Genomic DNA, 21,862 nt, shown 5'->3' with positions numbered 1-21,862 from the left:
TGACACTGCGCAATTAAGTTAGTTGTCGGTCGTCTAATATGCAAGGGTGCCCTCCCCCACCCGCGGGCTGACTCAACCGCAGCGCGTCGAGACATCCAACCGACGGCTCGTCGAGGCTGCCGCCGAACTCATTGCCGAAAAGGGCTGGGAGGCAACCACGGCAGCCGAGATCGGTCGCCGCGCGGGCTACAGCCGGGCGATGGTGCACGCGCGGTACGGCAGCAAGGACGCCATCCTGGAAGCGATCTTCGAGCACGGGGACGTGCAACGGCTCCTTCCCGCCGCACAGCCCGGTGCCACCGGCATGGAGAACGCGGTGGCGCACTTCGGGCGGATTCAGGAGATGTACGCCCAGGACCGCGACTTCCTGCGGGCGATGTTCGTGATGACGTTCGAAGCGGTCAAGACCACCTCGCCTGTGCGCACCCTGCTTCAAACGTGGTTCGATCGCGGCGTCGAGGCCGTTGAGGTTGGCCTGCGAAACGGCATCGTCGACGGATCCGTGCGACCCGATGTCGACGTTGAGCGGGCCGTCAACGACATCAGCGCAGCGGCATTCGGTATCGCGTTCCACTGGATCGTGCAATTCGCGAACTACGACCTCGCACGGGAGTTGGACTACGCCCACGCGCGGATCATCTCCGATTACGGGGCACCGCACTGAGCGCCGCCCATGCCTCGCGCCGGGCGGCGACAGGATCGGACTCCACGCGCGAGCGCCGATCGAAGATCATCGTCGCGCGACCGGCGTGCGTGGTGTAGCGCGGCCAGTGGTCACCGGGCACCCCGGTCCGGCTGAATGACCGCCACCGACGCTGCACGTCACGGCTGACCCGCCGCGCCGACCCGCGGTCACCGGCGAGGGTGAGCAGCCCGCCGATCCGGGTGTCGTAGACACCGAACACCGCGAGCAGCTCGCTGGCGTGCGTCGCGCCGAAGCCCGACCACTGCAGCGGACGAGGTGCGTAGTCGTAGCGGTAGTGATATGTCGGTGCATGGGTGCTGTGCGCCTCCGCCAGTTCCCACGCCCTGGCGCCGAAGGTGAAGTCACTGCCGAAGGACAGGCAGGCGGGCCGACTCGGATAGCCCGGGTAGGCGTCCCGCAGCCGTTGAGCCGCAACGGGTTCCGCGCTCGCCAGGAAGCGTTCAATGACGGGCTCGTTGGTCGGCAGATAGTCCACGAACCTGGCGAACAGTGTCGCCTCGGTGGCATTGCTGCCAATGATCAGCGGTACCCGGTGAGCGAGCCCGCGGGTCATCGCCTCGATGTGGCTGTGCGGCAGGTAGTCACCGCCCGCGGTCGCCCCTATGCCGAACGAGTCGGGGGTCGCCCGAATCGTGTCGGTCATGATCCGTTCGAGGGTGCGGACGAGCTGTGACGGCCGCGCTGTCATCACCGCTCGCGCCCCGTCGGCGGGGTCGGCACCGAGACCGGCAACCAGCCTCCGCGCCACGTCGGCCGACGCCTCGGGCGTGTGGATCAGTCCGCCCGGCGGGCTCTCCGAGATCGCCTGGTGAAACAGCCCGGCCGCGGCGGGGACGGCCAACAGGGTGGCCACGGCGTGCGCCCCCGCGCTCTCGCCGAAGATGGTGACATTGTCGGGATCACCACCGAACGCCGCGATGTTGTCGCGTACCCACCGCAGCGCCATCACCAGGTCGCGAAGAAACAGGTTCGCCTGCAGTGGGTGCTCCGGCGTCGACAGCGACGAGAGGTCGAGACACCCCAGCGCCCCCAGCCGGTAGTTCGCCGACACGAAGACCGCACCGCGCCGGGCGATGGACGCACCGTCGTACACCGAGGTGGCCGAGCTGCCGAACATGTAGCCGCCGCCATGGATGAAGAACATCACCGGCAGCGGCTTGTCGTGCGGCTCGGCTGCCACCGCCCGCGGAGCGGGCAGATCTGGCACTGTGACGTTGAGAGTCAGACAGTCCTCGCCCATGGACTGACGGCCGCTGCGCCCCACGTACGTGTACCGGGGATCCTGCGGCGCGCAGTTGCCGAACTCCTCGCAGAACCGCACGCCACGCCACGGCTGCGGCGGCTCGGGCGCCCGGAAACGCAACGCGCCCATGGGTGGTCGCGCGTACGGGATGGACCGCCACCGGACCACGCGGTCGCGGGCGAAGCCCTGGACAGTGCCGCTCGCGGTGGTGACCCTCGTCGCCGTCACGACTGGTGCCGCTCCGGGGAGGACTTGGTGGTGAAGGACCTGGTGGTGAAGGACCTGGTGGTGAAGAACCTGGCCGCGCGCCTGACCGCATCGGTGGTCGGCTTCGGCTGCCACCCGAGTTCGCGGGTGGCCTTGCCGTGGTCCAGGGGCGACGTCAGATGGAGCAGCCGCGCCGACGTCAACGTGAGCGGCGAGTCCCGTCGTAGCACTCCACCCACCACGGTTCCGGCCAGCCCCGCCGCATAAACCAGCGCAACAGGAAGGCCGAACCGCGGTGGCTTGACCCCGGTCTCGTCCGCGGCGGTCTCAAACAGGGTGCGCATCGGCAGGTAGCCCTCGGAGACGATGTAGCGTTCGCCGACCCGGCCCTTGTCCGCTGCCAGCAGCAGCGCCTCGGCGGCATCCTCGATGCCGACCACCTCGGCTGCCACACCGCGGACGTAGCCGGGCATCTTGCCGCGGGCCGCGGCCTTGACCATCGCCCCGTGCGGTGTGGGCTGCCAATCCCGCGGACCGTAGGTGTTGGACACACACATGGCCACCGCAGGCAGACCGCGCTCGCGGGCGTAACGCAGGACGAGATCCTCTGCCTGACGCCGAGATTCGATGTACGGACCGCCCTTGCCCGCCCAGTTGAACGGTGTCTCCTCGGTGACGCCCGCACCGACTGCGATCGTCCCGATGGTGCTGGTGAACACGAATTTGCTCAGGCCGGCCTCGCACGCGATGTCGAGCACGCCGCGCAACGCCTCGACATTGGTGGCGAACAGGGGTGCCGGGTCGCGCAGCCACGCGCGGGTGTCAACGACGCAGTAGTACACGACATCGCGATCAGCCATGGCCGCGCGCACAGCGTCCACGTCATCGATATCGCCGTAGTGCCGCGCCACGGCCAGATCGTCGATGCCGATGGTGGAACTGGTCTGACGCAGCAACACCCGGACGTCGTCGCCACGCTCGGCGAGGAGACGGGTGACGTGACAGCCGACGAAGCCGCTGGCCCCCATCACGAGCGCCCGCTGCGGTGTCACTGGTTCGTCGGCCACGTTCGCGCTGGTCATCCATTGCTCCGTCCCAGAGTTTCAGCCAGTTGCCGAAGTCTCTACTGTAATGTATTCCGTTAGTTCCACGTCGACGAGGAAGGGGGACCCGTGAAGGTCCCGTTCACCTGGAAGGTCACCGGCTGGTTCATGATCGGCTGGTCGGCCGAGTTCGAGGTCGGCGACGTCAAGGCGCTCAAGTACTTCGGCGAGGATCTGGCCGGCTACCGCGACGAGGATGGCACGCTGCACGTACTCGAGGCGCACTGCAAGCACCTCGGCGCGCATATCGGGCACGGCGGCAAGGTCGTCGGCGACTGCGTGGAGTGTCCGTTCCACGGCTGGCGCTGGGGACCTGATGGCACCAACCGCTACATCCCCTACCAGCCCGACAAACCCAACCGGGGCCTGAGGCTGCGCTCCTACCCCGTCAAGGAGCAGTACGGGTGCATCTTCATGTGGTACCAGCCCAACGGTGAGCCGCCGCGCTGGGAACTCCCGGACATCTTTCACAAGTTCCCCCAGTTCGACACCGATCCCGATGCCTACTATCGGCCCTACCCTGAGTTCTCCAGCCGGGCGGACGCGATTCCGGTGCACCCGCAGATCGTCGCCGAGAACGGACCCGACAGCAGCCACTTTCGCTACGTCCACGGCGCGACGGTGACTCCGGTGTGCCTGGAGTGGGAGCACGTCGATGAGGAGTGGCGATTCCTCACGGGTTGGCCCGGCGCGCGCAGCGACGACCCGAACAAGATGGCCCTGCGCATCCACAGCCACTTCTCCGGACTGGGATTCGCCATGAGCGCCTTCGAGGGCTCGTCGAACCACCGACTGATCTTCGCCTGCACCCCGGTCGACGACGAGGTGTCGGACATGTTCTATTCCATCTGGTGGCCCAAGATCGCAGGCGAGACCTCCGACATCCCGCCGGACCACGTGCGCGCGAAGGTGGAGAGGCAGTACCTCAAGACAGTGTGGGAGGACTGCGACATCTGGCGCTACCAGAAGTACATCGAGCGCCCATCGCTGTCCAAGGTCGACGCCAAGCCGTATATGGCGATGCGCAAGTGGGCGACCCAGTTCTACGAAGTACCCGCCACCTCGCCCGGCGAAGTTCCGGCGTGAAACCCGATCTGGCCGAGCTGGTGGCACCCGGCCACACCGCGGTCGTCACCCAGGAGTGCCAGGGTGCGGTCATGGGGCCCAATGCGGGACTGGCAGTCCTGGCCGCCGAGGCCCGGCGCGAGGCCTTGCCCAACATCGTCGCTCTCCTGCCTGCCGCGCGCGAAGCCGGTGTGGCGGTGGTGCACTGCCTTGTCCAGCGCAGACCCGACGGACGCGGGTCCAACCACAACGCACGGATATTCGCCGGGGCGGGAAAGGCGTCCGGGAAGGGATTAGACATCACTCCCGGCAGCGAGGGTGCGTCGCTGCTTCCCGAACTCGGGCCCCAGCCAAGTGATCTGCTGCTGACCCGCTGGCACGGAGTGGGGCCGATGGGTGGCACCGACCTCGACTCCGTCCTGCGCAATCTCGGTGTGACGACGATCGTGGTAGTCGGCGTGTCGCTGAACATCGCGATCCCCAACCTCGTCATGGACGCGGTCAACCGCGCCTACCGGGTGGTGCTCCCGCGCGATGGCGTCGCCGGCTATCCCGCCGAGTACGGTGCTGCGATGATCGACAACAGTCTCTCGTTGCTGGCCACGGTGACCACCACCGAGGAACTCATCGCCACGTGGCAGCCCCGATGACGAGCGACCCCACCGCGGAGACCCGGGGCTTTCCCGAGCTCAGACCCATCAGGGCCCCGGCGGAATTGGAGCGCTTCACCGCCGCGGTACGCCGGTTGCAGGACCTTGCGGTGGCGATCCACCCGCCGAGCGAGGTGTGGACCACCACCACCGAGCAGATCGAGCGCATCTGCGACGAGCTCGATCCCCATGTGGTGCCCGACGAACGGGCCCCCGCGGGCCGGGCCATCGAACTGCCCGGCCTGGGGTCACCGCTGATGCCGCCGTGGACCATTCGCTCCTCGGATGAGGGCGGCGTCACCATGGAGGGACGCTTCACCCGCTACCACGTCGGCGGCAATATGGCCGTCCACGGTGGCGTCATCCCACTGTTCTACGACTGGCACTTCGGCATGATCGTGTCCGCGGCCGGCAGGCCCATCAGCCGGACCGCCTACCTTCACGTCGAATACCGCGCGGTCACCCCCATTGACGTGCCACTGATCAGCCGCGGGCACATCGAGCGCATCGACGGACGCAAGGCGTTCATCACCGCGACAATGACAGATCCCGAGGGCACGGTCCTCAGCGAGGCCACCGGGCTCATGATCAAACTCCTCCCCCATCAGCCCTGACTTGGAGTAGCGCCCCCGATTTGGAGTAGCGCCCCCGATTTGGAGTAGCACACCCGATTTGGAGTAGCACAATGCAATTCACCGTTCCCGCCGCGCTCGACGCCGTCGCCGCCGCGATCCCCGATCGCGTCCTGCTCATCCAGGGCGACCGCAGGTACACCTACGCCGACGTCGTCGAGCGCTCCAATCGACTGGCGTCGTATCTGCACTCCCGGGGTCTGGGCTGTCACACCCCCCGATCCAGCCTGGCCGGTCACGAGGTCGGACAGGATCTGCTGGGGATCTACGCCTACAACGGCAACGAGTTCGTCGAGACGCTGCTCGGCTCGTTCCGGGCACGCGTCGCGCCATTCAACGTCAACTACCGCTACGTCAAGAGTGAGCTGCAGTACCTACTGGCCGATGCCGGGACGACGGCACTGGTCTACCACGCCGCGTTCGCGCCCCGGGTGGCCGAGATCCTGCCCGACCTTCCGCTGTTGAAGGTGCTGATCCAGATCGCCGACGACTCCGGCAACGATCTACTCGAGGGTGCGGTGGACTACGAGGAGGCCCTGGCGTCCAGCCCCGCCGAACCACCTCCCGTGGAACCGTCCCCCGACGACCTCTACGTGCTCTACACCGGCGGCACCACCGGAATGCCCAAGGGTGTGCTGTGGCGCCAGCACGACATCTTCGTGACATCGTTCGGTGGCCGGAACCTGTTCGACGGCAGCGTGATCGAGTCGTATCCGGCGCTCGCCGAACGGGCGGCGGCCGGGCCAGGCACCAAGTTGATGATCCTCCCGCCGCTCATCCACGGCGCCGCGCAGTGGGGTGTCATGACGGCGCTCACCACCGGCCAGTCGGTGGTGTTCGCCTCTGTCGTCGACCACCTCGACGCCGACGAAGTGGTCGCGACCATCGAACGCGAGCAGGTCATGGTCGCCACCGTGGTCGGCGACGCGATGGCCCGGCCCCTTGCCGCGGCCATCGAGAAGGTGGGCACCACCCCGCTTGCGGCGGTCGCCAACGGCGGCGCGCTGCTGACGCCGACCACCAAGCAACGGCTGATCGACGCCAAGCCCGGACTGGTGGTGATTGACGGAGTCGGCTCCTCGGAGACCGGCGCCCAGCTCACCCACATGTCGGCGCCGGGTGCGGTGTCGACCGGTCAGTTCAAGCCAGGCCCCGACACCGTGGTCGTCTCAGAGGACTTGGGCTCCGTTCTGGCGCCCGGGCACGACGGGATCGGCTGGCTGGGCCAACGTGGTTACGTGCCACTGGGTTACAAGGGTGACGCGAAGAAGACCGAGGCGACGTTCCCGGTCGTCGACGGTGTGCGCTATGCGGTGCCCGGCGACCGTGCGCGCCATCTGGAGGTCGAGGTCATCGAACTGCTGGGGCGGGACTCGGTGACCATCAACTCCGGCGGCGAGAAGATCTTCGCCGAGGAGGTCGAGACGGCGATCGCAGCCCATCCCGCTGTGGCGGACGTCGTGGTGGCGGGACGGCCGAGCGAGCGCTGGGGTCAGGAGGTCGTGGCAGTGGTGGCGCTGGAGGACGGTGCCGCCGTGGAGGCCGACGAGCTGATCACCCATGCGGCAACGTCGTTGGCGCGTTACAAGCTGCCCAAGGCCATCGTGTTCCGGCCCGTCATCGAGCGCAGCCCAGCCGGCAAGGCCGACTACCGCTGGGCCCGCGAGCAGGCCGGCGCCTAGCTCAGGCCCGCGAGCGTGACCGGCGGGGGTTGTGCTGTAGGTCACATCGGGGAATGGTGGATGTATGGCGGAAAGGACGAGTTCTGCAGCAGCCGGCGTCTCAACCGCGGACAGTCCGGATGCCATTCGCAACGTGGCACTGGTGGGTCCGTCCGGGGCGGGAAAAACCACTCTGGTCGAGGCGCTGTTGGTGGCGGCCGGGGTGCTGCCCCGAATGGGCTCGGTGACCGAGGGTTCCACGGTGTGCGACTTCGACGATGCCGAGATCGCCCAGCAGCGCTCGGTGAGCCTGGCGCTGGCTCCGTTGGAGCACAACGGGATCAAGGTGAACCTGATCGACACGCCCGGCTATGCCGATTTCATCGGCGAGCTGCGAGCCGGGCTGCGGGCCGCCGATTGCGCGATGTTCGTGATCGCCGCGAACGAGAACGTGGACGAACCGACCAAGGCGCTGTGGCTGGAATGCGCCCGGGTCGGTATGCCGCGTGCGGTGGTGATCACCAAGCTCGACCACGCCCGGGCGAACTACACCAACGCGTTGGCCGGCGCGCAGCAGGCGTTCGGCGACAAGGTGGCACCGCTGTACTTCCCGGCCGCGGAGGGGGTGGTCGGGTTATTGACGCGCACCCACTACGAGTACGCCGACGGCAAGCGCAGCACACATGCACCCGCGGAGGGCTACGCCGATGAGTTCGTCGAGCTACGCGGCTCCCTGATCGAGGGAATCATCGAGGAATCCGAGGACGAGACGCTGATGGAGCGCTACCTCGGCGGTGAGGAGATCGACCAGGAGGTGCTCATCGGGGATCTGGAGAAGGCGGTGGCCCGCGGCTCGTTCTTCCCGGTGATCCCGGTGTGCGCCGGAACCGGCATCGGCACGTGCGAGTTGCTGGAGGTCGCCACCCGCGGCTTCCCGTCACCCCCGGAACACCAGCTGCCCGAGGTGTTCACTCCGCAGGGTGCGCCGCGCAGGCCGTTGCCCTGCGATCCGGACGGGCCGTTGCTGGCCGAGGTGGTGAAGACGACATCGGATCCCTACGTCGGCAGGGTCAGTCTGGTCCGGGTGTTCTCCGGCACCATCAGGCCCGACGCCACCGTGCACGTGTCGGGCCATTTTTCTGCCTTCACCGAGAGACACACCCACGCCGACTCCGGCCCGACGGCCGGCCACGCCGACCACGACGAAGACGAACGGCTCGGCACGCTGTCGTTCCCGCTCGGTAAGCAGCAGCGTCCCGCGCCCGCGGTGGTGGCCGGTGACATCTGTGCGATCGGGCGGCTCAGCCGGGCCGAGACCGGGGACGCGCTGAGCGACAAGGCCGACCCACTGCTGTTGCGGCCGTGGACGATGCCGGACCCGCTGCTGCCGGTTGCCGTGCAACCGCGGGCGAAGACCGATGAGGACAAGCTGTCGGTGGGCTTGGCACGGCTGGCCGCCGAGGATCCGACGCTGCGCATTGAGCAGAACCCCGAAACCCACCAGATCGTGTTGTGGTGCATGGGTGAGGCGCACGCCGGGGTGGTGCTCGACGCGTTGACGCGGCGCTACGGGGTATCGGTGGACACCGTCGAACTGCGGACGCCGCTGCGGGAGACCTTCGGCGGCAAGGCCAAAGGGCACGGGCGTCATGTCAAACAGTCCGGCGGGCACGGCCAGTACGCGGTGTGCGATATCGAGGTGGAGCCACTGCCCGAGGGCAGTGGTTTCGAGTTCGTCGACAAGGTGGTGGGCGGCGCGGTGCCGCGGCAGTTCATCGGAAGCGTCGAGAAGGGGATCCGGGCGCAGATGGAACGGGGGCTGGGGGCCGACGCCGGGTATCCGGTGGTCGACATCCGGGTCACCCTGTACGACGGCAAGGCGCACAGTGTGGACTCCTCGGATTTCGCCTTTCAGATGGCCGGCGGGCTGGCGTTGCGGGAAGCCGCCGCGGCCACCACGGTCAACCTGTTGGAGCCGGTGGACGAGATCACCGTGCTGATCCCCGACGATCTGGTCGGGTCCGTGATGAGCGATCTGTCCAGCCGTCGCGCGCGGGTGGTGGGTACCGATAAGGCCGACGAGGACCGCACCCTGGTGCGCGCCGAGATCCCCCAGGTGGAGCTGGCCCGGTACGCCATCGACCTGCGGTCGTTGTCGCACGGCGCGGGTTCGTTCACCCGATCCTTCGTCCGCTACGAACCGATGCCGGATGCGGCAGCGGCCCGGGTGCGTCGCGCGGTCTAGGCGTTGCGGCCGCTTGCCCGCAGGCGGCGGTTGGTCCGGCGCCGGGCCATCCGCAGTGACAGGTCGGCGTAGGCCCTCATCGGCCGGCTGAACGGTGGTGCGGCCGATCCCGTCATGCTGAATGGCAGGTCGGTTCCCACCACGGTGCGTTGGTGGCTGAACGTGTCAAAGCCCGCCTTGCCGTGATAGGCGCCCATACCGCTGCGGCCGACGCCACCGAATGGTGCCGCCGACGGAATCATCTGGGCGGCAAAGTCGTTGCGGGCGACGCCACCGCTACGGGTGTTCCGGATGAAGTGGCGGAAGTCGTCGCCATCGGGCCCGTACCAGTAGGCGACCAGCGGTGCGGGCCGCGCGTTGATGTGGTCGATGACGTCGGCGAGGTGCGAGTAGCCCATCACGGTCAGGACAGGACCGAACACCTCCTCGGCGGCGATCCTCATCGTGTCGTCAATGCCGCGCACAATGGTGGGCGCGATCTTTCGGGACGTGCGGTCCGGTAGCGCCTCGCCGGGCGGTGCGATGACGTCGACGCGGGCGCCGTTGGCGCGGGCGTCGTCGATCAGACTGACGACGCGGTCGAAGTTGGCCTCATTCACCGATGAGCAGTAGTCGGCGTTGCTGATGATCGCGGGGAACATACCGCGCCAGGTCGCCGCGGCGACGTCGACGAACGACTCGACGCGGTCATCGGGCACGAACACATAGTCGGGGCAGACGCACACCTGACCACCGTTTACCATGCGGGCCTGAGCGATTCGGGCCGCTGAGCGGGTGACATCGGCGCCGGGGGCGACTACCACGGGGTTCTTGCCGCCGAGTTCGAGTGTCACCGGGACCAGGTTCTGCGCGGCGGCCCTCTGCACCATTGCGCCGACTGACGGTGAGCCGGTGAAGAACAGGTGATCGAACGGCAGTGTCGAGAACGCCGCCGCCACGTCCGGGCCGCCGGTCGTCACGTCGAGTTCAAGGGCGTCGAAGTACTTCGGCGCGGTGGTTCGCATCAGCTCGGCCGTGCGGGGGGTCACCTCGGACATCTTGATCATCACGCGGTTGCCCGCGGCGAACGCGGCCGATGCGGGCAGCACGACGAGGTTCAGCGGGAAGTTCCACGGGCCGATGATGCCGACGACGCCCAGCGGCGCCACCTCGACCTCGGCGCGCAATCCGAACAGCCGGCCCGCACGCATCATCGTGGTCGGTCGCATCCACTTGGCCACGTTGGCTCGGGTGTGCTCGATCACGGGGATCATGCCGACGACTTCGGTGAACAGCGACGCCGCTCGGGATCGGGTGCCGAAGTCGGCCGCCATCGCATCGACGAAGGCGTCGGTGTTGTCGAGCACCATGGCCAACAGCCGATCGATGCGATTGAGCCGAGTGGCCAGGTTCGCCGGACCGTCCGCGACGAACGCCTTGCGTTGGCGATCCAGTACCGCTGCCAACTCGTCACGGCTGACGGCGACGGTGTCGAGTGGTCGTTCCGCAGTACTCATCTGCCATGCCACCTTCACAGTCGGTCTTCGGTAGACCCGTCAGATACGATACTGTAATCCATACAGTAGGAACATGCAGCAGTGCTGTCGACGGTGTTCAGCAGCGGAAAGGGCACCGTGGAAACGGAAAGGTCACCGTGGAAACCCAGGTAGACGTCCCGTGGTCGGCCGAGGAACGGGCCGAGCGGATCCGCAACCCGTACCCCTTCTTCGCCACCAAGCGCAACGAGGCGGGCGTCTTCCGCGGCTCGGTCATGGACTACTCCAAACTGCCCGAGAGCATGCGCCCCAAGCAGAACTACGCGGCGATGTCCTTCGATTCCGTCAACCTGGTGTTCCGCGACGGCAAGGTGTTCAACTCGGCGATGTATGACGCCACGATCGGCCTGTTCATCGGACCCACCATCCTGGCGATGGGCGGCACCACGCATCGTGAGCACCGCAATCTGGTGTCGGCGGCGTTCAAGTCCAGGTCGCTGCTGCGGTGGGAGCCCGAGATCGTCCGGCCAATCGTCAATGACCTGATCGATGAGTTCATCAGTAGCGGCGAAGCAGATCTGGTGAAGGACTTCACCTTCGAGTTCCCGACCCGGGTCATCGCCAAGCTCCTCGGTCTGCCCGAGGACGACCTGCCGATGTTCCGGCAGTGGGCGGTCGACCTGATCAGCTACACCGTCAAGTACAAGCAGGCGTTCGAATCGTCAGCGGCGCTGAAGGATTACTTCCTCAACCAGATGGACAAGCGCAAATCTCACCCCACCGAGGACATCATCGGCGATCTCGTCACCGCGGAGATCGACGGTGAGCGTCTGACCGACGAGGCCATCTACTCGTTCCTGCGCCTGCTGCTGCCCGCCGGGCTGGAGACCACCTACCGATCGTCGGGCAACCTGATCTACCTTCTGCTGACTCACCGCGAGCAGTTCGAGGCGGTGCGGGACGATCACGAGCTCATCGCCCCCGCCATCGAGGAGGGGCTGCGCTTCGAGACCCCGCTGACCACCGTGCAGCGGTTCTCAACCGAGGACACCGAACTCGAGGGTGTCGAGATCCCGGCGAACTCCGTGATCGACGTGTGCATGGGTTCGGCGAACCGCGACGAGTCGCGCTGGGAGAACCCCGAGCAGTTCGACATCTTCCGCAAGCGCACACCGCACATCACGTTCGCGGCCGGTGAGCACACCTGCCTCGGTCTGCATCTGGCGCGCCTGGAGACACGGGTTGCGCTGGAGTGCATCCTCGAACGGCTCGGTGACCTGACCCTGCGCGACGATGGCGACCCGCACATACACGGGCAGCCGTTCCGGTCACCGACCGTGCTGCCGGTGACCTTCAGCGCCAGATGACGCTCACCCCTGCTGGCCCCACTACCCCTTCCAGGGCACAGACTTGACGTACCCGCCGGCATCGATGCGCAGCTGCGTTCCGGTGATGTAGCGCGACGAGTCGCTGGCGAGGAACACCACCGCCTCGGACACGTCCTGCGCCTCGATGTACGGCACCGGCATCGCCTGCATCATCGAGAAGGTCGCCTCGGCGTCCTCACGGGTGGGTGACTCGAGATCCGGCCGGAACACCTTGTACATGCCCTCGTTCTGCAGCATGTCGGTGTTCACGTTGGTCGGGTGAACCGCGTTGACGCGGATCATCCGCTTCGCCAACTGGATCGAGAGGTCGTTGACGTAGCGCGCGACAATCTGCTTGGCCAAGCTGTAGGCCGAACCGCCCGGACCCTGATTGGTGGCGCTACCCAACTGGGCCGCAAGCGATCCCGTCGCGATGATCGATCCACCGTCGCTGATGTGGGGCAGGCTGGCCTGGATCACGTTGAAAACGCCGACCAGGTCGGTGTCGATGGTGTCCGACCACGACTGGATCGTCTGATTCTTGCCCATCGCGCAGATGCCGGCATTGGCCACCACCACGTCGAGTCCACCGAGTTCGGCGACGCCGTCGGCGATCGCTTTCCACACCGCACCGCGCTCCCGGACATCCACGATCGCGGTGTGGCACCGGACCGCTTCCTTCTCGACCATGCGCGCCGTCTCGTCGAGGTCCTCTGGACGCGACAGTGGGTAGGTGTTGCCCTCGAGGTCAGCGCAGATGTCGAGCGCGATGATGCTGGCGCCTTCGGCGGCCAGGTTGACCGCATGCGAGCGCCCCTGCCCCCGCGCCGCTCCGGACACGACCGCGATCTTGTTGTCCAGCTTGCCCATCCGCTGTCCTCCCATCAGTTGGGCCGGGGCATCCGGCAGCCAATGGTCTTGGTCTCCAGGTACTGCTGGAAACCCTCGATACCGCACTGCCGGCCCATGCCGGAGCTCTTGTACCCGCCGAACGGTGCGTCGGCGCCGTAGAACATCCCGCCGTTGACGCCGATGGATCCGGTCCGAATTCGCCGGGCGATCGCCATTCCACGTTCCACCGACCCCGACAGCACGGCACCCGCCAGACCGAACGCGCTGTCGTTGGCGATCCGCACGGCGTCGTCGTCATCGTCGAACGGCAGCATCACCAGCACCGGACCGAAGATCTCCTCCTGCGCGATGGCAGCGGAGTTGTCGACGCCCACCACCACCGTGGGCTGGACGAAGAAACCACCTGCCAGCTCGGCGGGCAGATCATCGTATGAGCCACCGCCGACGGTGATCTCGGCACCGCTGCGGCGGGCACGCTCGCACGCGTCCAGCACCCGCTCCTTCTGCCGCGCGCTGATCACGGGACCGACGAGGGTCTGCGGCGATGCGGGATCGCCGACGGGCACCATCCCGAAGGCGGCCGTCACACCGGCCACCGCGTCGTCGAACAGCGATCGGTGGACCAGCATTCTGGTGGTGAGCGCACAGGCCTGTCCCGCGTGCACGCACACCCCGATGGCGCTCGGAATGATCTTGGCCGGGTTGACGTCCTCGGTGACGATGAGCGCCGACTTGCCACCCAGCTCCAGGAACGTCCGCTTCATCGTGTCGGCGCCCTGGCGGATCAACCGCTTTCCGACGGCGGTCGATCCGGTGAACGAGATCATGTCGACGCGGGGGTCGGTGGCGAGCAGTTCGGCCACCGCGTTGTCCGGCGTCGGCACGACGCTCACGACTCCCGCGGGGATGTCGGTGTGCTCGGCGATGAGCCGGCCCAACCGGGTTGCGTTCCACGGTGTGTGCGGGTCGGGTTTCAGCACGACGGTGTTGCCCGTCGCCAGAGCCGGTCCCAGCTTGTTGAGGATGACCTCGATCGGGAAGTTGGACGGCGTGATGGCACCCACGACGCCGACGGGTTCCTGAACGACGGTGCGGACGTTGCGATCCCCGAACAGACCGCCGCCGTCGAGTGTGCGCTCCCAGTCGAATTCGTCGATCAGACGGGACGGATACCGCAGCGAGTCGGCCAGCGGCCAGTCCAGCTGCGCGGTGGCGATCGTCATGTCCGGGCAGCCGACCTCGGCGATCAGTTCCGCGCGCAGCTGGTCGCGCTCGGACTCCAGCGCTGCCTGCAGCTGTTGCAGGCACCGCTGACGCAGAGCACCATTGGTCGACCAGTCGGTCTCGTCGAACGCCCGCCGCGCCGATCCGATGGCCCTCGACATATCCTCGGCGCCTGCGGCGGACGTCGCTCCGAGCACCAGACCCGTTGCCGGGGAGACATTGTCGAATTCCGCGCCGGACGCCGCAGTGACCAGTTCACCGTCGATCAGCATGCGCTTCTCGGCGGCTTGCGCGGCCAGGCGGCCCAATTCGACGCTTGACGCCGACGGCGCCTCGATGACTTCGCTCACTGCGCTCCCTCGGTCCGGGCGGTCGGAAGCACGTCACCGCACAACCAACGGTAAAGATTACAGTATCGCAGTTCGGCCGCCTCCCGACGCAGCTGCGTCATTTTGACGGTTGCGGTGACACCATTGTGGTGTCATAGTGACGTCATGGAACTGCAACCGTTCGTCGACAGCGTGCGGCACGAGCTGAGTGTCGCCGCTGCGGCCGGCGGCGATGACGCCGCCGCTCTGGCCGATCGCCTTAGCGCGCCGCTGGAATCGGCCATCCGGCTAGCCCTGCTCGAAGCGCTGTCCGCGGCAGCCGAGGAGATCACCCGCGACCTGGCCCCCCGATCGGTCGACGTGCGGTTGCGCGGTCGCGACCCGGAATTCACCGTGACACCCGGGGTGGACGACATGCTCGACGATGCGGTGTACCCAGCCCCGGAAACAGATGCCGACGGCGGCACCTGGCGGGTGACGCTGCGCCTACCCGAGAACCTTCGGGCCGGAGTCGACGCCTCAGCCCAGGACGCGGGGATATCGGTGAACGCCTGGCTGGTTCGTGCCGTCACCACCGCACTGAGTGGCAATCGAAGGCAGCGGCAGCGCCCTGGCGGCGACAAGCACTTCAGCGGCTGGGTCCGCTGAGACCTCTCACCCATCCCTACGAGACGACAAGGACAACCGATGCCCACCTTCCCGACCCCCGACCCCATCACCGCGATACTCGAGGTGGTCGCCGGTTCAGTCCGGCTGATCGCGACCGATCGCGACGCCACCGATGTCGAGATCCGGCCCCGCGACCCCGCGCGTGCCTCCGATATCAAGGCCGCCGAGCAGGCGCGCGTCGACTTCCACAATGGCACCCTGACCGTCACGGCCGGCAGAAAGTTCATATCGCTGGGCCGCGGCGGAGCGGTGACGATCGACATCGCATTGCCCACCGGTTCTCGACTACGGGCGTCGACGGTATCCGCCGAGGTGCACGCCGAGGGCGAGTACTCCGAATGCAAACTGGCGTCGGCCAGCGGTGCGTTCGCCATGGATTCTGTGACCGGAAGGCTCAAGGCGGACACGGCTTCTGGTCGAGTGACCGTTCGGGCCGTCAGGGGCTCGGCGGTGATCGCATCGGCGTCCGGCGATGCCTCGGTCGGCGATCTCATCGGTGATGTGAAGTTCCAGTCGGCCAGTGGCGGGCTGTCAGTCGGGCGACTCGACGGTGCCGTCGACACGCAGACCGCCTCAGGTGCTACCACCGTCGCCACCGCCGTCAAGGGCCGTGTCTCCGCGCAGACCGGCAGCGGCGACGTCGAGCTGGGGATCGCGGAAGGCACTGCGGCACAACTCGATGTGCGCACCCGATCAGGCGAGATACGCAACGCCCTCGCAGCGTCGGACGGACCTGTCGATGGCGACGAAACGCTGGCCGTACACGTGCGCACCGGATCGGGTGACATCACCGTGGCACGCGCCGCGGTCGATGCCCTGTCCTAGTCGATGCCCTGCCCTAGTCGTGGCCCTGTCCTAGAGCTGCCCCACCTGGACAGGTACGCCCGTGAGCCAGGACATGCCGGCCAACGCCTCGACATCGTCGGGATCGCTTGACATCAGCTGGTTCACGTTGACCCCGCCAGCCTTGTTGGCGACGCGCCATCCTCCGGTGCCCTTGTGACCCCAACCGTGCGGGATCGCGATGGTGCCCGCCACGATGTCGGCGGTCAGCGACACCGGCAGCGCGATCTTGCCGTGTGCCGAGCTGACCTCGATCATGTCGCCATCGGCAATCCGCCTCGCCGCCGCGTCATCGAGGTGCATGAGCGCCCGGTTGGTCCGCTCCCCCCGCATCAACAGCGGCGAGTTGTGCATCCAGGAGTTCTCCGACCGGGGTTCCCGCATCCCGATCATGCGCATCGGATAGTCCGCGGGCGGCTGCCTGCGGACCATCGCGGCGATCTCGGCGGCGATATCGTCGTGCACCAGCTGCACTCGCCCGTGGGGATAGACAACGACCTCGTCGAGCACCGGTGTCCGGATGTGCGGAGACACCACCACACCGTGCGGGTGGTCGCGACTCAGCCGGGCGAACGTCAGGCCTCCGCGGCGTAGCCCGAATCGGTCGCCGCCGTCGGAGAGCCGGATCATGCCGTCCGCCAGCGGTCGCGGCGTCAGCCGGACACCGAACGCCCCCAGTGCCTTTCGAAGGACGCCAAGCGCGGCGAACGCCGGCGTGCGGGTGGCCATCCGCGCGGTCAGGTCGTCGACGATCTCCCACTCCGTGCGTGCCTCACCGCGCGGCGCGATCACTGCCTCTGTGGCCTGCCGGAACGGCGTGGCCTGAAACTGCTGGAACGTTAGGGCGAAGTCGTCGCGCTCGTACATCGTGGTGACGGGTAGGACGTAATCGCAGTGCGCCGTCGTCTCGTTGACATAGAGGTCGAGCCCGACCATCAGGTCGAGCGTCTCGAGCGCTCCCTCCAACTCATCACCGTTGGGTACCGACAGCACCGGGTTACCCGCCGCGACGAACATGGCCTTGATCTGCCGTGCGCCCGGCGTGGCGATCTCCTTGGCCATCAGCGCCGCGGGCTCGGCTCCGACGACGGGCCCGAAGCCGCCGATCCGGCTTCGCTTGCGGCGGTATGCCCGTCGCATCGACCACCCCATCGCCTTGATTCCCCACCTCTGTCCCGAGATGCCGAGGGTGCTGAACACGCTGCCGCCTGGTCGGTCAAGGTTTCCCGCCACCAGGTTCACCGCGTCGATGAGGTAGGTCGTCAACGTGCCGTTGCGGCCCACACACGTACCGAGTCGGCCGTAGATCGCGGCGCGCGGCGTCGCGACGAGGTCGCGGGCCAGCGCCCGAACCGTCTCCGGCGCGATGCCCGTGTGCTGCTCGGTGCGCTCGGGTGCGAACGGCTCGCAGTGCGTCGCCAGCCACTGCACACCGTCGGCCTGCCTCGCCACCGTGGCCGGATCCACCAGCGCCTCGGCGAACATCACGGACAACAGCGACAGGAGAAGGTAGGCGTCGGAGTCGGGCACGATGCCCATCCACTCGAACTGCGCGGCGGTCTCTGACCTGCGCGGGTCCACGACGACGACCCGCCCGCCACGCTTGACGACGTCGTGCATGCGGTCCTTGATCCGCGGCGCGGTGAGGAAACTGCCGTGGGACACCACGGGATTGGCGCCCATCAACACCAGGAGATCGGTGCGCATCAGATCCGGGATCGGCACCGACATCGGCGTGCCGTACAGGAACTGGCTTGCCAGCAATCTGCTGCTGGTGTCCTGCGAGGACGACGTGAAGAAGTGACTGTGGCGGCCGATGCCCTTGATGAAGGTCATCGCGCCCATCACGTGCGAGTAGCTGAAGGCCGCCGGATTCCCCATGTACCAGCCGACCGCGCCGGAGCCGTGTCTGCGGTGGATGTCGGACAGCCGCCCGGCGATGTCGTCGAGCGCCTCGTCCCACGAGACCGGCTCGAACGATCCGTCTCCTGCCCGCCGGCGCAGCGGTGTCGTGACGCGATCGGGATCGTTGACCACCTCGGTGAACGCAATGCCCTTCTGGCAGGCGAAACCCGCTGACAGCGGGTGGTCCTTATCGGGCCGCAACGACACCAGTCGACCGTCCTCGACGGTGGCCACCATGCCGCACAGCGGCTCGCAGATACGGCAGAAGGTGGGCTTGTGATCGATCACCGGAACTAGGTTACTGTAACGGTTACAGTTGCACGGCTAGATTGTCCGCAATGACCGCCACGACCTGTCAGGAGACCGCGTGCAGAAGGTGATCGATCCGACGATCTCGACGTGGCCGCAGGAGAATCCGCAGCTGATAGGCAGTTCCTGCGGGGCCTGCTCGGCGACGGTGTTCCCGGTCCAGAGTCACTGCCCCAGGTGCAGCAGGGCCCAGATGAGCGACGTGCTGCTGCCGCGTCGCGGCACGGTGATCGCGTGGACGACGCAGGGCTTTGCGCCCGGGGCGCCCTACGCCGGCCCCACGGGCAAGGAGTTCGTCCCCTTCGGCGTCGGTCTCGTGCAGTTGGGGTTGGGCGAGGATGCGGTGGTGCGCGTCGAGGGCCGGCTCACCGAGAACGACCCGGGCAAGCTCGAGTTCGGCATGGAGGTCGAGCTGACGTTCCTTCCGTTCGCCACCGACTCCGATGGCGATGAGATCGTCACCTTCGCGTTCCAGCCGGTCTAGAGGGGATTGATTCATGAGCACTGCAACATCCAATGATGTCGCGATCATCGGTGTCGGCATCCACCCCTTTGGCCGTTTCGAGGGCAAGAGCGCCATGGAGATGTGCGTCGACGCCATCGACGCGGCAGTCACCGACGCCGGTGTGGCATGGGGCGATATCGGCGCCGCGGCGGGCGGCAGCTGGACGGTCGCCAATCCCGACGCCATCGTCGGCATGGTGGGCCTCTCAGGAATCCCGTTCACCAACGTCTTCAACGCGTGCGCCACCGCGGCCAGCGCCGCGAAGGTGTGCGCCGACGGAATTCGGCTGGGCGACTATGACATCGGAATAGCAGTGGGCCTGGACAAGCATCCACGCGGCGCCTTCACCGAGGATCCGGGGCTGGTCGGCATGCCGCAGTGGTACGCCGAGAACGGCCAGTACCTGACCACGCAGTTCTTCGGCATGAAGGCCAACCGCTACCTGCACGAGCACAACATCTCGCAGCGCACGCTGGCCAAGGTGGCCAACAAGAACCTGCGAAACGGTGCCCTGAATCCGAATGCCTTCCGCCGCAAGCCGATCGCCGAGGAAGACATCCTCAACTCGCCGATGCTCAACTACCCGCTCACGCAGTACATGTTCTGCGCACCCGACGAGGGTGCGGCGGCAGTGGTCATGTGCCGGGCCGATATCGCGCACCGCTACACCGCCAAGCCGGTGTACTTGCGCGCCGTCGAGATCCGCACGCGCACGTACGGCGCACATGAGGTGAACACCACCTTCGCGCCCGTCGACGAGGTGCCTGCGCCCACGGTGTACGCCGCCCGCGCCGCATTCGAGAAGGCGGGCGTATCACCGCAGGATGTCGACGTCATCCAGTTGCAGGACACCGACGCCGGCGCGGAGATCATCCACATGGCCGAGTGCGGGTTCTGCCCCGATGGCGACCAGGAGAAGCTGCTCGCCGACGGTGCCACCGAGATCGGCGGCGCCATGCCGATCAACACCGATGGCGGCCTGATCGCCAACGGCGAGCCCATTGGCGCATCGGGTCTGCGGCAGATCCACGAACTCGTCCGCCAGCTACGCGGTGAGGCCGGCGATCGCCAGGTGCCCGGCAATCCGCGGGTGGGCTTCGCCCAGCTCTACGGCGCTCCGGGAACTGCGGGCGCCACCATCGTCACCCGCTGAAGTCAGGCGAGCAGTCCGCAAGCGCGAGGAGGGAACCACCATGACCGAACAGTTCAGGGACGCGCCGGTGTTCGACGCCGATCAGCACATGTACGAGACGGGCGACGCGCTGATCAAGTACCTACCCGAGAAGTACAGGCGCGCCGTGCAGTACGCCCAGTTCGGCAAGCAGACCCGGATCGTGATCAACAACCACGTCACCGACTTCATCCCGAACCCCACGTTCGAGCGCGTCGCAGCCCCAGGCGCGCACGAGAAGTTCTTCGCCGGCGAGAACACCGAGGGCCAGACGCTGCGCGAGATGCAGGGCAAGGCGATCGAGGCACCGGCGGCCACCCGCAATCCCGGGGACCGGGTCACCGAACTCGATCGCCAGGGTGTCGTCGAGGCGCTGAACTATCCGACCCTGGGCAGCCTGGTGGAACACTCCAGCGCCGACGATCCAGCGCTGACGCTGGCGATCATCCACGCGCTCAACGAGTGGATCCACGAGCACTGGTCGTTCAACTACGACAACCGGGTGTTCACCACGCCGATCATCAACCTGTCCGAGGTCGACGCGGCACAGCGAGAACTTGCCTGGCTCCTGGAGCGCGGCGCCAAGGTGGCCTTGATCAAGCCGGGCCCGGTCAACGGCCTCCACGGCTGGCGCTCCCCCGCGCTGAGCGAGTTCGACCCGTTCTGGCGTGATGTGGAGGCCGCCGGGCTACCCATAGTCCTGCACGCCAGCTATCCGCCGCTCGATGACTACGTCAGTCGATGGGAGCCGCCGCACACCCAGAATTTCATGGCGCAGAGCGCGTTCCGATGGATGGTGCTCGGGCACCGCGAGATCGCCGACATGATCACCAGCCTGATCTGCCACGGCACGCTGACGCGCTTCCCGAAGCTGCGGATCGCCAGCGTCGAGAACGGCAGCGGGTGGATCTTCCCGCTGTTCAACGACTTCGAGGACCTGCAGAAGAAGATGCCGCAGAACTTCCCCGAGCATCCGCACGACGTGTTCCGCCGCAACATCTGGGTCAGCCCGTTCTGGGAGGGCTGTGTTTCCGACGTCGTCAACACCGTCGGGTGGGACAGGGTGATGTTCGGCTCGGACTATCCGCATCCCGAGGGACTCGCCGAACCGAACGGGTTCTGGAAGTACGCCGAGGGTATGGACGTGCGTCGCACCTATGACTTCATGGGCGACAACGCGCGACGCTTCATGGGACTGCCGATCGCCAACCCCGACCCGCAGGCAGTCAACCCGCCGGTGATGGCCAAGATCTAAGTCACCAACATCCTCCGAAACTGCTGTGAGATCGCGTTTTAGCGAGGAAACCCGATCTCACCGCAGTTTCGGCGCTGCGATGTGACTCTCAGGGCCACTCGAAGCAGCCGACGTTGGGAATGCAACCGCCACCGCCGCCCGGGCCGCCGTGACCGCAGATGCCGTCGGCCGTGCAGCCGCCGCCACCGTTGGGGCCGCCGTGACCGCACGTGCCGTCGGCTGTACAGCCGCTGCCACCGTCGGGGCCGAACACGCCCGGGCTTGCTGCTGCAATCGGTGCCGCGGCTATCGCCGTCGCGGCCGCACCCGCCATGACCAGCGGCGCGATGAGTCTCATGATCGCCTTCATGTACTCGGTTCTACCACTAAGATCGGCTAAGTAAAAGGCTGCGATCTCAGCGAAATCTGGGAGGCCGCTGAACGGCGGAAACGCGTTTTCAGCAAGC

The 21,862-nt window shown here is 67.0% G+C and carries 19 protein-coding genes; 12 read left to right on the top strand and 7 right to left on the bottom strand.

All coding sequences use genetic code 11. From position 1 onward, the window contains the following. The first annotated feature begins 46 nt into the window (after window positions 1-46). A complete protein-coding gene (locus ABIA65_RS18820) occupies window positions 47-664 on the top strand; it encodes a TetR/AcrR family transcriptional regulator (protein WP_354524524.1) in 618 nt (205 codons plus the stop codon). Here the strand turns inward: ABIA65_RS18820 and ABIA65_RS18815 are convergent. After that, a complete protein-coding gene (locus ABIA65_RS18815; protein ID WP_354524523.1) occupies window positions 636-2,177 on the bottom strand; it encodes a carboxylesterase/lipase family protein in 1,542 nt (513 codons plus the stop codon). The genes ABIA65_RS18820 and ABIA65_RS18815 overlap by 29 nt on opposite strands. Further along, entirely contained in the window at window positions 2,174-3,238 is a 1,065-nt protein-coding gene (locus ABIA65_RS18810; RefSeq protein ID WP_354524522.1) for an NAD-dependent epimerase/dehydratase family protein, read from the bottom strand. The genes ABIA65_RS18815 and ABIA65_RS18810 overlap by 4 nt, the downstream gene beginning before the upstream one ends. Window positions 3,239-3,328: 90 nt before the next feature. Between ABIA65_RS18810 and ABIA65_RS18805 the strand changes: the two genes are divergently transcribed. From ABIA65_RS18805 to ABIA65_RS18785, 5 genes are all read left to right on the top strand, one after another. After that, window positions 3,329-4,345, top strand: a complete 1,017-nt coding sequence (locus ABIA65_RS18805) for an aromatic ring-hydroxylating oxygenase subunit alpha (RefSeq protein ID WP_354524521.1) — start codon at window positions 3,329-3,331, stop codon at window positions 4,343-4,345. Beyond that, window positions 4,342-4,974, top strand: a complete 633-nt coding sequence (locus ABIA65_RS18800; protein ID WP_354524520.1) for a cysteine hydrolase family protein — start codon at window positions 4,342-4,344, stop codon at window positions 4,972-4,974. The genes ABIA65_RS18805 and ABIA65_RS18800 overlap by 4 nt, the downstream gene beginning before the upstream one ends. Continuing rightward, complete coding sequence (locus tag ABIA65_RS18795) at window positions 4,971-5,588, top strand: PaaI family thioesterase (RefSeq protein ID WP_354524519.1); 618 nt, start codon at window positions 4,971-4,973, stop codon at window positions 5,586-5,588. Before ABIA65_RS18800 ends, ABIA65_RS18795 begins: the two co-directional genes overlap by 4 nt. Before the next feature lie 71 nt (window positions 5,589-5,659). After that, window positions 5,660-7,288 carry a medium-chain acyl-CoA ligase Mig gene (locus ABIA65_RS18790; protein WP_502919584.1) on the top strand — a complete coding sequence of 543 codons (1,629 nt, stop codon included), beginning with the start codon at window positions 5,660-5,662 and terminating at the stop codon, window positions 7,286-7,288. A 64-nt stretch (window positions 7,289-7,352) separates the two neighbouring features. After that, window positions 7,353-9,512, top strand: a complete 2,160-nt coding sequence (locus ABIA65_RS18785) for an elongation factor G-like protein EF-G2 (protein WP_354524518.1) — start codon at window positions 7,353-7,355, stop codon at window positions 9,510-9,512. Here ABIA65_RS18785 and ABIA65_RS18780 read toward each other — a convergent pair. Beyond that, complete coding sequence (locus ABIA65_RS18780; RefSeq protein ID WP_354524517.1) at window positions 9,509-11,008, bottom strand: aldehyde dehydrogenase family protein; 1,500 nt, start codon at window positions 11,006-11,008, stop codon at window positions 9,509-9,511. The genes ABIA65_RS18785 and ABIA65_RS18780 overlap by 4 nt on opposite strands. Window positions 11,009-11,145: 137 nt before the next feature. Here ABIA65_RS18780 and ABIA65_RS18775 point away from each other — a divergent pair, with 137 nt between their 5' ends. Then, window positions 11,146-12,354 (top strand): cytochrome P450, encoded by a 1,209-nt coding sequence (locus tag ABIA65_RS18775; RefSeq protein ID WP_241400065.1) that lies wholly within the window; start codon window positions 11,146-11,148, stop codon window positions 12,352-12,354. A gap of 21 nt (window positions 12,355-12,375) precedes the next feature. Here ABIA65_RS18775 and ABIA65_RS18770 read toward each other — a convergent pair whose 3' ends face one another. After that, the gene (locus tag ABIA65_RS18770; protein ID WP_241400067.1) at window positions 12,376-13,224 is read right to left on the bottom strand and encodes a mycofactocin-coupled SDR family oxidoreductase; all 849 of its coding nucleotides are present in this window, start codon (window positions 13,222-13,224) and stop codon (window positions 12,376-12,378) included. Between the two features lie 14 nt (window positions 13,225-13,238). Further along, window positions 13,239-14,702: an aldehyde dehydrogenase family protein gene (locus ABIA65_RS18765; protein ID WP_502919591.1), complete on the bottom strand. Its 1,464-nt coding sequence runs from the start codon at window positions 14,700-14,702 to the stop codon at window positions 13,239-13,241. A 222-nt stretch (window positions 14,703-14,924) separates the two neighbouring features. On the opposite strand from ABIA65_RS18765, the gene ABIA65_RS18760 reads away from it, so the two are divergent. Both ABIA65_RS18760 and ABIA65_RS18755 read left to right on the top strand, forming a co-directional pair. Continuing rightward, entirely contained in the window at window positions 14,925-15,407 is a 483-nt protein-coding gene (locus ABIA65_RS18760) for a histidine kinase (protein ID WP_354524515.1), read from the top strand. A 39-nt stretch (window positions 15,408-15,446) separates the two neighbouring features. After that, window positions 15,447-16,253, top strand: a complete 807-nt coding sequence (locus ABIA65_RS18755; RefSeq protein WP_354524514.1) for a DUF4097 family beta strand repeat-containing protein — start codon at window positions 15,447-15,449, stop codon at window positions 16,251-16,253. A gap of 30 nt (window positions 16,254-16,283) precedes the next feature. Here ABIA65_RS18755 and ABIA65_RS18750 read toward each other — a convergent pair whose 3' ends face one another. Beyond that, complete coding sequence (locus ABIA65_RS18750) at window positions 16,284-18,464, bottom strand: molybdopterin-containing oxidoreductase family protein (protein WP_354524513.1); 2,181 nt, start codon at window positions 18,462-18,464, stop codon at window positions 16,284-16,286. A 79-nt stretch (window positions 18,465-18,543) separates the two neighbouring features. On the opposite strand from ABIA65_RS18750, the gene ABIA65_RS18745 reads away from it, so the two are divergent. Genes ABIA65_RS18745 through ABIA65_RS18735 form a run of 3 tightly spaced genes read left to right on the top strand, consistent with a single transcriptional unit; the run spans window position 18,544 to window position 21,416 of the window. Next, window positions 18,544-18,969, top strand: coding sequence for a Zn-ribbon domain-containing OB-fold protein (locus tag ABIA65_RS18745; protein ID WP_241400071.1), 426 nt, complete (start codon window positions 18,544-18,546; stop codon window positions 18,967-18,969). A 13-nt stretch (window positions 18,970-18,982) separates the two neighbouring features. Then, window positions 18,983-20,143, top strand: coding sequence for a thiolase family protein (locus tag ABIA65_RS18740; RefSeq protein WP_241400072.1), 1,161 nt, complete (start codon window positions 18,983-18,985; stop codon window positions 20,141-20,143). Between the two features lie 40 nt (window positions 20,144-20,183). Continuing rightward, on the top strand, window positions 20,184-21,416 hold the full coding sequence (locus ABIA65_RS18735; protein WP_241400073.1) for an amidohydrolase family protein: 1,233 nt from the start codon (window positions 20,184-20,186) through the stop codon (window positions 21,414-21,416). Between the two features lie 88 nt (window positions 21,417-21,504). Here the strand turns inward: ABIA65_RS18735 and ABIA65_RS18730 are convergent, their stop codons facing one another. Further along, window positions 21,505-21,765, bottom strand: a complete 261-nt coding sequence (locus ABIA65_RS18730) for a PE-PGRS family protein (protein WP_371746824.1) — start codon at window positions 21,763-21,765, stop codon at window positions 21,505-21,507. Window positions 21,766-21,862 lie beyond the last annotated feature (97 nt).

The organism is Mycolicibacterium sp. 624, assembly GCF_040548615.1.
In the GTDB taxonomy this organism is placed as follows: domain Bacteria; phylum Actinomycetota; class Actinomycetes; order Mycobacteriales; family Mycobacteriaceae; genus Mycobacterium.
The sequence above is the reverse complement of the archived record's forward strand: the minus strand, read 5'-3'. Positions and strand labels throughout refer to the sequence as shown.